Here is a 10,310-nt window from a genome sequence, read left to right on the forward strand (position 1 = left end):
GGCATGCGCATGCGCCCCACCTTGAGCTGGACCCCCGACGAGGACCTGCCCCCGGGTACGACGGACCTGGGGCCGGTCGCGGACGCGCTGAGCGGCGGCGGTGTGCTGGTGCTCAGCGGTGCGGGCATCTCCACGGAGTCGGGCATCCCCGACTACCGGGGCGAGGGCGGAAGCCTCAGCCGGCACACGCCGATGACGTACCAGGACTTCACCGGCAGCGCCGGGGCCCGGCGCCGCTACTGGGCGCGCAGTCACCTCGGCTGGCGCACCTTCGGCCGCGCCCGGCCCAACGCCGGGCACCGGGCCGTGGCCGCGTTCGCTCGCCACGGCCTGCTCTCCGGCGTGATCACCCAGAACGTCGACGGCCTCCACCAGGCCGCCGGCAGCGAGGGGGTCGTCGAGCTCCACGGCAGCCTGGCCCGCGTGGTCTGCCTCTCCTGCGGTGCGTACAGTCCGCGCCACGAGCTCGCCCGGCGGCTCGAGGAGGCCAACGCGGGCTTCGAGCCGGTGGCGGCCGGGATCAACCCGGACGGGGACGCCGACCTCACCGACGCACAGGTGGGCGACTTCCGTGTGGTGCCGTGCGCGCGGTGCGGCGGCGTCCTGAAGCCCGACGTGGTCTTCTTCGGGGAGGCCGTCCCGCCCCGGCGGGTCGAGCACTGCCGCGCGCTGGTGCGGGAGGCGACCTCGCTGCTGGTCCTGGGCTCCTCGCTCACGGTGATGTCGGGCCTCCGGTTCGTCCGCCAGGCGGCGCGCGCCGGGACGCCGGTACTGATCGTCAACCGGGACCCGACCCGCGGCGACCGGGAGGCCCTCACCCGTGTCGGACTCCCCCTCGGCCCGGCGCTCACCACGCTGGCCGGGCGCCTGGGCCTCCCCGCGGACGGCGGGGCACCGCACGACTGAAGCGGGCCCCGGCCTCGCGTGGAGGCCGGGGCCCGCTCCTTCCGCCCGGGCGGCGGGCCGGGGCGGCGCGTCAGCCCGCAGCCGCGATCCAGGCGTCGAGCTGCTCCTTCGTCGTCGCCGGGTCGGCCACGAGCTCGGCGAGGGTGTCGTCGACCCGGTGGCGGGTGGACACGGCCGGGCAGCGCAGGCACGCGGCGACGCCGGTCTGGGTCCACCACTGGCACCGGGGCCGCAGGTGACACCGCGGGACGGAGCCGTCCTCGCGCGCGACCGGTCGCACCAGGACGCGCTCGACGAGGGTGCAGTCGGAGCCCCTGCGGTTGACGCAGTCGCTCGCGCAGTGCGAGGCGAAGCGCAGGACCCTGCGCGGCTCGATGTCCTCGGGGACGTCCCCGAGGACCTCGGACGCGGGCACCGGATCGGCGAGGTAGACCACGCCCCCGTCCGGCCCGGACCGTACGCCCAGGACGACGGACTCCGGCGCGTGCGCGTCGCCGCTGGGGCACCAGGTCCGCGCCTGCTCGTCTCCGCCCACGGTGGTCACCCCCGCCTCAGCAGGCGGCGCGGGACGTGAGCCGCGTGGCCTGGCCGCCGGTGTTCCCGCCGATCTCGGCGGCGCCGTCCTGCCGCTCCCGTTCGGCGGCGACGCCGATGTTCTCCTTGAGCTGGGCCACGGTCGTGATGCGGTCGGACCCGGCCGGCCTCGCCTCGCTCTCGGCGCCGGCGACCACGGCCACCAGGCCCGCGGCCAGCAGGGCGGCGGCACCGGCCGCGGTCGCCCTGCGCGTCGGACTCTCCATGACGAACTCCTGTCTCGCGGTGATCGGGAGTCAGGAGCGTAGGCACGCCGGACCGGCGGGGTCGGCACTCGGCGGCGGCAGTCGTCCGGCAGTTCCGCGCCCGGGTCCGCGCCGCGGGTGATCACGGAACTCCTCGCAGGCCCTACCGTGGACCCATGCCCAAGAAGACGACACGTGTCGAACTGCGCCCGCTCACCCTCTCCGACCAGGACGAGTTCTGCTCACTCGTGCGGGCGAGCTCCGCGTTGTACGGTCCCTGGATGCAACTGCCGACCACGGCCGAGGAGTTCCAGACCTGGATGCACCGTTTCGACGACGGAAGCAACCTGGGGTTCCTGATCCGTGTCCGGGAGACAGGGGCGTTCGCCGGCACGGTCAACATCAACTCGATCATCCGGGGCCGCTACCAGGGCGCGTCCCTCGGATACGCGGCCTTCGCGCCGTCTGCGGGCCAGGGGTACATGACCGAGGGGATCTCCCTGATCCTGGAGCACGCCTTCGAGGAGCTGCGGCTGCACCGGCTGGAGGCCTCCATCCAGCCGGACAACAAGGCCTCCCTCGCGCTGGTCCAGCGGCTGGGCTTCCGCTACGAGGGCGTCTCGCCCGCCTACCTGTACATCGGCGGCGCCTGGCGGGACCACGAGCGCTGGGCCCTCAACGCCCCCACCCCGTGGACGCCCGACCCGTCCCTCCCCGCCGTCTGACCCGTCCCCGTCTGACCGCCCCTCCCGCGCTCCCGGCCCTCAGGGGCTCAGGAACTCTCCGGCCCCGCGGAGGCACCAGTCGGACGCCCCGCCGGGCCGTCGCCCGGGCCAGGTGCAGGCCGCCCTCGGCGGTGACCGCCCCGTCCGCGTCGCCGCTGCTCGCGTTGATCACCGCGTCGGGGTCCGTCTCGTCCAGGACCTAGCCCCGGGCCGCCGGTCCTGCGGTGCGGTCGGTGAGGAAGGCGGTCAGGTCGCGCAGGACGCGGTCCGGGGCCTCCCAGTACGCGACGTGGCCCACGCCCTCGTACACGACGAGCCGGGAGTCGGGGATCGCGTCGAGGATCGTCTGCTGGTCCTCGCGGGTCAGGACGGGGTCCTGGTCGCCCCAGACGACCAGGGTCGGGACGAGGATGCCCGTCAGGGTGGCCCCGAGGTCGGTCTCCAGCAGGCCGCGCAGGGTCTCGCGCCAGACGTGGGCCGGGGCCTTGAGGCTCTCGTCGACGACGGTCTGCAGGAAGCCCCGCCCCATGGGGGTCGCGGTCATGCCGTCGACGAGCGCGGCCGCCGTCGCAGGGTCCACGGGGTCCCGCAGCTCCTTCACGGTCTCCCAGAGTTCCGCGGACCTCGGCTTGTCGGCGAGGGTGGCCGGGACGCCGAGCAGGACGAGGCCCGCCACACGGTCCGGCCGGCGGCCGGCGACGAGCCGGGCCTGCACGCCGCCGCTCGATCCACCGACCAGGACCGCCCGCTCGATGCCCACGCCGTCCATGAACGCGATCAGGTCCTCGGCGAAGTCCTCCGGCAGATAGCCGTCGGCCGGCTTGTCGGCGTCGCCGTGGCCCCGCTGGGTGGGGGCGTACGCGTGGAGGCCGGGGGGCAGGAGGCGCAGCAGCGGCTCGAACGTCCACCAGGAGTCCAGATAGCCGTGCACCAGGAGGAGCGGGACGCCTCCCGGCCGGCCCGTCTCCGCGTACGGGAGCGTGGGGCGCCCGTCCCCCAGGACGGCGCTGTGCACGGCGACGGCGGCCATCGCGGCCCTCCTCACCTCTCGTTCCTCCAGGATAGGAACGGGACCGCCGGGGGGACCACTCGACGGGTCCCCGGGGAGGGGGCGGGGTCGGCGGCCGAGGGGGTCCTCGCCGGTCCGGACCGGCCACGGGGCGGTCGCGGCGCCCAGCCCCCCGTCCGGACGCGGGAGGCGTGTCCGGACGGTCACGGGCCGGGCCGGCCGGTGGGGGCCGCCGTACCGGTCCTCCGTCAGGCGTCGTTCCCCGGCTGCGGACGCTCCGCGCTCCGGGCCGCGGTTCTGGCCCGGACATGGCGGCGCAGGCCGTCGAGGGACACGTCCTCCAGGCTCCGCGCGAAGACCCGTTCCGGCCCCGGAGGGACCGGCAGGAGCGAGGGGACGACCAGCACGGCGCAGCCGGCCGCGTCGGCCGAGGCGGCCCCGTCCGGCGAGTCCTCGACGGCCACGCACGCCGCCGCCGGGACGCCGAGCCGCTCGGCCGCCGTGCGGTACGGATCGGGGTGCGGCTTGGTCCGTGCGGTGTCGTCGGCGGAGAGCGTGAAGGCGAAGGGGACGTGCGCGAGAGCGCCGCCGACCACGGAGTCCACCACCGAGCGCGGCGAGGCGCTGACCAGGGCGAACGGCAGTCCCGCCCGCCCCAGTTCGGCGAGGAGCCGGTCCGCGCCCGGGCGCATCGGGGCGCCCTCGTCGACCCGCCGCTGGAAGGCGGCGGTGAGCGTCGTCACGATGCCTTCCGTGTCGGGCGCGCCGGTGGCCCGTACCAGGTGGGCGGCGGTGTCCTCGACGGCGCGTCCGACGACCTCGGGCGCGTCGGCGTCCGTGAGCCGGTGCCCGAGCCGGGCGGCGACCTCCTCCGTGGCCTGCCACCAGAGGACCTCGGTGTCGACGAGGGTGCCGTCCATGTCGAAGAGGACGGCGGCGAGTCCGCTCACCGCTCCGCCCGCGCGACGACGAGGACCGGGTGCGGGGCGAGGCCGACGGTGGCGCGGGTCCCCGGGGTCAGTTCGCCCGCGTCGCGCGAGGCGAGGTCCGCCTTGACGGTCGTACCGCGGTGGTCGAGGTGGACCCGGGTGACGGAGCCGAAGAAGGAGGTGGCGACGACGACGGCCTCGCCGTCGGCGTCGGCGGTCACGGTGACGTTCTCGGGGCGGACGAGCACCTCGACGTCGGGGGTTCCGGAGACGTCCCCGTCGACGGGGAGGCGGCTGCCCGCCGCTTCGACGAGTCCGGAGTCGGTGAGGCGGCCGGGAAGCCTGTTCATGGTGCCGACGAACTCGGCGACGAAGGCGGTCGCGGGGCGGCGGTACAGCTCGGCCGGCGCCGCGCACTGCTCCAGCTTCCCGGCGTTGAGGACGGCGACGCGGTCCGCCATGGAGAGCGCCTCCTCCTGGTCGTGGGTGACGAACACGGTGGTGATGCCGAGGGAGAGCTGCAGGCGGCGGATCTCCTCGCGCAGGCTGAGCCGGACCTTGGCGTCGAGTGCGGAGAGGGGTTCGTCGAGGAGCAGGACGCGGGGGCGCAGGGCGAGGGCCCGCGCGAGGGCCACGCGCTGCTGCTGGCCGCCGGACATCTGGTGCGGGTAGCGGTCGCCGTGCTCGGGCAGGCCGACGAGGTCGAGGAGTTCGGCGGCGCGGGCGTGGCGCTCGGCGGCCCCGGCCTTGCGGACGCGGAGGCCGAAGGCGACGTTGTCGCGGGCGGTGAGGTTGGGGAAGAGGCTGTACGACTGGAAGACCATGCCGGCGTCGCGGCGGTTGGCCGGGACGTGGGTGATGTCCTTCCCGTCCACGAGGACCTCGCCCGCGTCGGGGCGTTCGAAGCCCGCGAGGACCCGCAGCGCGGTGGTCTTGCCGCAGCCCGACGGGCCGAGGAGCGCGAGGAGTTCTCCGGGCTCGACGGTGAGGTCGAGGCCGTCGAGGGCGACGGTGGAGCCGAACGCGCGGCGCAGGCCGCGGAATTCGACGCGGGCCCCGGTGGCGGCGGTGGACTCCGTCCGTTCCGCTGTGGCAGAGGTCATGGGTCAGGACTCCTTGCGGGAGGTGCGGGGGGCTCCGGGGGTTCCGGTCTGCGCCGTTCCGGCCCGGGACAGGACGAGGAGGAGCGCCCAGGTGATGAGGAGGCTCAGGAGGGAGACGGCCACCGACATGCGGGCCTGGGCGCCGGAGATGGAGACGATCCAGACGGCGAAGGGCCGGAAGCCGAGGATCGAGGCGATGGTGAACTCGCCGAGGACGAGGGCCAGGGTGAGGAACGCGGCGCCGGCCAGCGAGGAGCGCAGGTTCGGCAGGATCACCCGGAGCATCACGTAGGGCCAGGACGCGCCGCAGTTGCGGGCGGCCTCGACGAGGGTCGGGACGTCGACGGCGCGCAGTCCCGCGTCGAGGGAGCGGTACACGAACGGCAGGGCCATGACGGTGTAGGCGAGGACCAGGACGAAGGGGAAGTCCTCGTTCTGGACGGCGAGGAACGTCTGGTAGAGCGGGGTCCGCGACAGGTGGTCGGGGCCCCAGCGCAGGACGGTGCTGATCCCGGTGACGAGTGCGATCGGCGGCACCACGAGGGGCAGCATGCACATGACCTCGACGACCGGCCGCAGGCGCGGTGCGCCGAGCCGGACCGCCACCAGGGCGGGCACCGCGAGCAGCAGGGCGAGGGCGATGGTGGCGGCGGCGAGGCCGAGGGAGAGCAGCAGGCTCTCGGTGAAGCCGTCGGCGGAGAGCAGGGCGGTGTACGCCTCGAAGGAGACGCCCTGGCCGGGGGTGTGGACGGTGAAGACGAAGGAGGCGATGAGCGGGACGAGGAAGTACGCGCCGCCGAGGCCGAGGACGAGGCCTCGCCAGACGCGGGGTCGTCGCCGGGTCCGTACGGGGGTGGTGGGCCTGGCCGCCGTCCGCGTCCCCGGCTCCGGGGTGACGTCCGGGGCGGTGGGGGTCATCGCAGCCATCGGGCGCTCCTGCGCTGGAGGGGGAGGTAGACCGCCATGACCAGGCCGGCGATCAGGATCATGTCGAGGCCGAGGGCGAGGGCGACGTTCTCCTGGCCGACCAGGACGTTGCCGGAGAGGGCGTCCGCGATCTTCAGCGTGACCAGGGGGACGGAGCCGCCGACGAGGGCGGCGGCGGTCGCGTGGGCGGCGAAGGCGCTGCCGAAGAGCAGGACGAACCCGCCGAGCAGCGAGGGCGCGAGGACCGGGATGCCGACGTGGCGCCAGTACTGCCGCCCGCCGGCGCCCGCGTTCTGCGCGGCCTCCCGCCACTGGGGGCGCAGGCCGTCGAGGGCGGGGAGGATCACCAGGACCATGAGGGGGATGAGGAAGTACAGGTAGACGACGGTGAGGCCGCCGAAGGAGTACAGGTTCCAGCCGAGGTCGGTCAGGTCGGCGAGCTGGGTGACGACGCCGGAGATCCCGACGGTCGCGATGAACGCGAAGGCGAGGGGGACACCGCCGAAGTTGGCGAGGACGCCGGAGGCGGTGAGGACGGCGGAGCGCAGGGCCCCGGACCGGGAGGTGACGACGGCCTGGGCGATGAGGAGGCCGAGGACCGAGCCGATCAGGGCGGTGAGCGCGGAGAGCTGGAGGCTGCCGACGAGGGAGCCGAGGTAGGGGCCCTGGAGGGAGCGGCTGAGGTGCTCGCCGGTCAGGGCGGTGGTGCCGGTGGCCGGGTCGGTGCGGGTGACGGCGCCGTACAGGAGGGCGCCGAGGGGCAGTCCGAAGGCCAGGGCGGTGAAGGCGATCAGGGGGAGGGCGGCGAGCCAGGTGCGGGGGCCGCGCCGCCGGCGGCCGGGGCCGCCGGCGGTTCCCTGGAGGGGGGTGGCTGAGGACATCAGGAGAGGGCCTTGTCCCACTTCTCGGCGAGGGTGGCCTTGGCCTTGTCGAGCTCCGCGGAGGCCGGGAAGGAGGGGGTGCCGTCGACCTTGGGGAGCTTGGCGACGAAGGTCTTGTCGGCGGTGCCGTCGGCGGTCATGGCCGGCAGCAGGACGGGGCGGGCGTAGCCCTTGAGCCAGAGGTTCTGGCCCTCGGTGCTGTAGAGGAACTCCATCCAGAGGCGGGCGGCGGCGGGGTGCGGGGCGTCCTTGCTGACGGCCTGGGAGTAGAACTGGGCGTACACGCCGTCGGTCGGGACGGCGACCTGCCAGTCGACGCCCTTGCCCTTGAACTGGTCGGCGTAGCCGGCGTTGAGGTAGTCCCAGTCGATGCTGATGGGCGTCTCGCCCTTCTCGACGGTGGCCGGGGTGGACTCGACGGGGATGAAGTTGCCGCTCTTCTTCAGCGTGCCGAAGAAGTCGATGCCGGGCTGGATGTCGGCGAAGGAGCCCTTGTTGGCGAGGGCGGCCGCGTAGACGCCGCCGAAGGCGGAGCCGGACTTGGTGGGGTTGCCGTTGAGGGCGACCTTGCCCTTGTACTCGGGCTTGAGGAGGTCGGCGAAGGTCTTGGGGCAGTTCGGGATGCGCTTGGCGTCGCAGCCGATGGAGACGTAGCCGCCGTAGTCGTTGTACCAGCGGCCGGTCGCGTCCTTCTGGGCCTCGGGGATCTTGTCCCAGGCCTCGACCTTGTACGGGGCGAACAGGCCTTCCTCGGCGCCGCTGCGGGCGAAGGCGATGCCGAGGTCGAGGACGTCGGGGGCGCGCTTCTGGCCCTTGCGGGACTTGACGGCGGCGATCTCGTCGGCGCTGGAGGCGTCCGGGTTCTCGCTCTCGACCTTGATGCCGTACTTCGTCTCGAACGCCTTGATCAGTTCGCCGTAGTTGGCCCAGTCCGGCGGCAGTGCGATGACGTGGAGCGCGCCCTCCTTCTTCGCCGCCCCGACGAGGGCGTCCATGCCGCCGAAGTCCTTGGCCGATGCCGCGGTGGCCGACTTCGCGCCCTCGCCCTTGGCGCCGTCGGCGCCCTCGGGGGCGGCGCCACAGGCGGTGACGGTGGTGAGGACGACGGCGCCGAGCAGGACTGCGGCGCCGCGGACGGGGGTTCTGCGCACGGGTTCTCCCAGAAGCGAGTGACGGAACTTGTCTGAACAAGCCGCCCTTAGTTCGCCCGCGCTTCCTGTCCGGAAAGTGAACGGGACATGGCGCGTTCCAGGCGCCTCCCGGAAGAGCGGGTTGTGGTGAACCACAGGTGAACCGCGCGGCCTTGAGGTGAATCGACAGGGCCGTACGGCGCGGGATCGCCGGGTTAGGCTGAGCACAGGGACAGCACACCCCGTGACCGGGTGCGCACAGTCACGGACGAGATGGGGGCATGGTGACGGCGCTGTACATGGAGATCGCGGAGGGGCTCCGCCGCTCGATCCTCAGTGGCGAGTACGCCGTCGGCGCCCGGCTGCCGTCCGAGAGCGACCTCGCCGACCGCTGGTCCGCGTCGCGCGGCACGGTGCGCCAGGCCGTCGCCCTGCTCACCTCGGAGGGCATCATCGGCTCGCGGCAGGGGGCCCGGCGCATCGTGCTCCGCAGGGAGCGCCGCCACAGCTTCGCCGAGCTGCACAGCTTCGCCCAGTGGGCGCGGACCATGGGGTACCGGTCGTCCAGCCGCTTCCTCCACCGCGAGCGCCGCTCGGCCACGCCCGAGGAGGCGCGCCGCCTGGCACTGCCGGAGGGGGCCGGGGTCCTCGACGTCCTGCGCCTGCGCTGCCTGGACGACGAACCGGTCATGGTGGAGCGCACGGCGTACGCGGAGTGGGTCGCGCCCACCGTGGAGTCCCTGCCGGCCGACTGCTCCTCGATCATGGACAGCATGGCCGAGGGCGCGGGGATCGTCGCGCACTACGGCGAGCACCTCATCGACGCCGTCCCCGCGGGGAGCGACGACGCCCGTCTGCTGCGGGTGCGCCGGGGGAGCCCGCTCCTGCGCCAGCGCCATCTGACGAGCAATCAGGACGGCCGCCCCATCGAGTGGACCGAGGACCGCTACCGCGCGGGGAGCGTCACGTTCAACGTGAGCAACTCGGTGGGCACGGCCCCCCTCGTGAGGGACCCGGGCTCGCTGCTGATGTGACGACCTGCCCGGGACGCGGGAGTGACCTGCGTCACTTATTAAGGGTTGTTTAAGAATCAACGTCGCGAACGTTCCCTTTTGGCACACGTTGGGCGCAGTTGACGCTTGCATTGAATGCCAGTCAAATTCTCCTCGGCTTCGCCGCAACGTCCACGGCTTCACCACATCTGGAGCAGATGATGCCCAACAGGGCTGCCCTGACCACAGCAGTCACGTCCGGCGCCCCCGAACAGCCCCCTCACCCCGCGCCGGACGACCACATCTTCGGCATGGTCGCCCGGCCCGACGACGGCGGGCGGGGGGCTCGCGTCCAGGACGTCGAGATGTTCGACGTCACGCCGGCCCCGCCGCCGGCCGCCGGGGAGTCCCGGTCCCGCGGACGCCACGGAGGCGGGAGGAAGCCCCGGCACGTACGGAAGGCGGCACGGAAGGCGGCACGGGCCCGGCGGGCCGCCGAGGCGCCCGTGCGCGACCGGAGCGGCATGTCCCTGCCGCTGCTGATCACCGGCGCCCTCGCCGCCGGCATCGGCCTGACCGTCGGCCTGACCTCCGAGTCGGACCACGCCGTCCCGGACGGCCTCTCCCTCACGATGCCCGACCTGCCGGCGCCGGACCCGACCCCCGACGCCGCACCGCCGAGCGCCGGCCCGAGCACCGCCCCGGCGAGGGGGACGTCGCCCACTCCCCGCACGGCCTCCCCTTCCGCCGTCGCCCCGTCCGCCACCACCCGCACCCCGCCCCCGACGTCCGCGCCCCCGCCTCCCCCCCCCCCACCCCCCGCCCCCCCCCCCCCGCGGCCCGGCGCCCCCCCCCCCGGGGGCCCCCCCGCCCCCCCCCCCCCGCGGGCGGGAAACGGCCAGCAGTCGCGAGGCGGAAACCGACCCCAC

General features: G+C 74.2%; 11 protein-coding genes. 3 read left to right on the forward strand and 8 right to left on the reverse strand.

The window, feature by feature from the left end; genetic code table 11:
• The first annotated feature begins 3 nt into the window (after positions 1-3).
• A complete protein-coding gene (locus tag ACFV2S_RS00955) occupies positions 4-906 on the forward strand; it encodes an NAD-dependent protein deacetylase (RefSeq protein ID WP_385552893.1) in 903 nt (300 codons plus the stop codon).
• Between the two features lie 70 nt (positions 907-976).
• Here ACFV2S_RS00955 and ACFV2S_RS00960 read toward each other — a convergent pair whose 3' ends face one another.
• Both ACFV2S_RS00960 and ACFV2S_RS00965 read right to left on the reverse strand, forming a co-directional pair.
• Positions 977-1,441, reverse strand: coding sequence for a hypothetical protein (locus tag ACFV2S_RS00960; RefSeq protein WP_383801982.1), 465 nt, complete (start codon positions 1,439-1,441; stop codon positions 977-979).
• A 16-nt stretch (positions 1,442-1,457) separates the two neighbouring features.
• The gene (locus ACFV2S_RS00965) at positions 1,458-1,706 is read right to left on the reverse strand and encodes a hypothetical protein (protein ID WP_383801979.1); all 249 of its coding nucleotides are present in this window, start codon (positions 1,704-1,706) and stop codon (positions 1,458-1,460) included.
• Between the two features lie 155 nt (positions 1,707-1,861).
• Between ACFV2S_RS00965 and ACFV2S_RS00970 the strand changes: the two genes are divergently transcribed.
• Positions 1,862-2,410 carry a GNAT family N-acetyltransferase gene (locus ACFV2S_RS00970; protein ID WP_385552897.1) on the forward strand — a complete coding sequence of 183 codons (549 nt, stop codon included), beginning with the start codon at positions 1,862-1,864 and terminating at the stop codon, positions 2,408-2,410.
• Positions 2,411-2,609: 199 nt separating this feature from the next.
• Here ACFV2S_RS00970 and ACFV2S_RS00975 read toward each other — a convergent pair whose 3' ends face one another.
• From ACFV2S_RS00975 to ACFV2S_RS01000, 6 genes are all read right to left on the reverse strand, one after another.
• Entirely contained in the window at positions 2,610-3,440 is an 831-nt protein-coding gene (locus tag ACFV2S_RS00975; protein ID WP_385552900.1) for an alpha/beta fold hydrolase, read from the reverse strand.
• A 227-nt stretch (positions 3,441-3,667) separates the two neighbouring features.
• Positions 3,668-4,369 (reverse strand): HAD family hydrolase, encoded by a 702-nt coding sequence (locus ACFV2S_RS00980; RefSeq protein ID WP_385552903.1) that lies wholly within the window; start codon positions 4,367-4,369, stop codon positions 3,668-3,670.
• Complete coding sequence (locus tag ACFV2S_RS00985; protein WP_385552906.1) at positions 4,366-5,451, reverse strand: ABC transporter ATP-binding protein; 1,086 nt, start codon at positions 5,449-5,451, stop codon at positions 4,366-4,368. Before ACFV2S_RS00985 ends, ACFV2S_RS00980 begins: the two co-directional genes overlap by 4 nt.
• A gap of 3 nt (positions 5,452-5,454) precedes the next feature.
• Complete coding sequence (locus ACFV2S_RS00990) at positions 5,455-6,378, reverse strand: ABC transporter permease (RefSeq protein WP_385552908.1); 924 nt, start codon at positions 6,376-6,378, stop codon at positions 5,455-5,457.
• Positions 6,366-7,259, reverse strand: coding sequence for an ABC transporter permease (locus ACFV2S_RS00995; protein ID WP_385552911.1), 894 nt, complete (start codon positions 7,257-7,259; stop codon positions 6,366-6,368). Before ACFV2S_RS00995 ends, ACFV2S_RS00990 begins: the two co-directional genes overlap by 13 nt.
• Entirely contained in the window at positions 7,259-8,377 is a 1,119-nt protein-coding gene (locus ACFV2S_RS01000) for an ABC transporter substrate-binding protein (RefSeq protein WP_385553560.1), read from the reverse strand. Before ACFV2S_RS01000 ends, ACFV2S_RS00995 begins: the two co-directional genes overlap by 1 nt.
• A gap of 293 nt (positions 8,378-8,670) precedes the next feature.
• Here ACFV2S_RS01000 and ACFV2S_RS01005 point away from each other — a divergent pair, with 293 nt between their 5' ends.
• Complete coding sequence (locus ACFV2S_RS01005) at positions 8,671-9,423, forward strand: GntR family transcriptional regulator (RefSeq protein ID WP_385552914.1); 753 nt, start codon at positions 8,671-8,673, stop codon at positions 9,421-9,423.
• Positions 9,424-10,310: the final 887 nt, after the last annotated feature.

It is taken from the genome of Streptomyces sp. NPDC059695 (assembly GCF_042733785.1).
Lineage (GTDB): Bacteria > Actinomycetota > Actinomycetes > Streptomycetales > Streptomycetaceae > Streptomyces.

Coding starts and splice junctions, on each gene's coding strand:
- ACFV2S_RS00955 (WP_385552893.1), top strand. CDS start 4: ATGCGCATGCGCCCCACCTTGAGCTGGACCCCCGACGAGGACCTGCCC.
- ACFV2S_RS00965 (WP_383801979.1), bottom strand. CDS start 1,706: ATGGAGAGTCCGACGCGCAGGGCGACCGCGGCCGGTGCCGCCGCCCTG.
- ACFV2S_RS00970 (WP_385552897.1), top strand. CDS start 1,862: ATGCCCAAGAAGACGACACGTGTCGAACTGCGCCCGCTCACCCTCTCC.
- ACFV2S_RS00975 (WP_385552900.1), bottom strand. CDS start 3,440: ATGGCCGCCGTCGCCGTGCACAGCGCCGTCCTGGGGGACGGGCGCCCC.
- ACFV2S_RS00985 (WP_385552906.1), bottom strand. CDS start 5,451: ATGACCTCTGCCACAGCGGAACGGACGGAGTCCACCGCCGCCACCGGG.
- ACFV2S_RS00990 (WP_385552908.1), bottom strand. CDS start 6,378: ATGGCTGCGATGACCCCCACCGCCCCGGACGTCACCCCGGAGCCGGGG.
- ACFV2S_RS00995 (WP_385552911.1), bottom strand. CDS start 7,259: ATGTCCTCAGCCACCCCCCTCCAGGGAACCGCCGGCGGCCCCGGCCGC.
- ACFV2S_RS01005 (WP_385552914.1), top strand. CDS start 8,671: ATGGTGACGGCGCTGTACATGGAGATCGCGGAGGGGCTCCGCCGCTCG.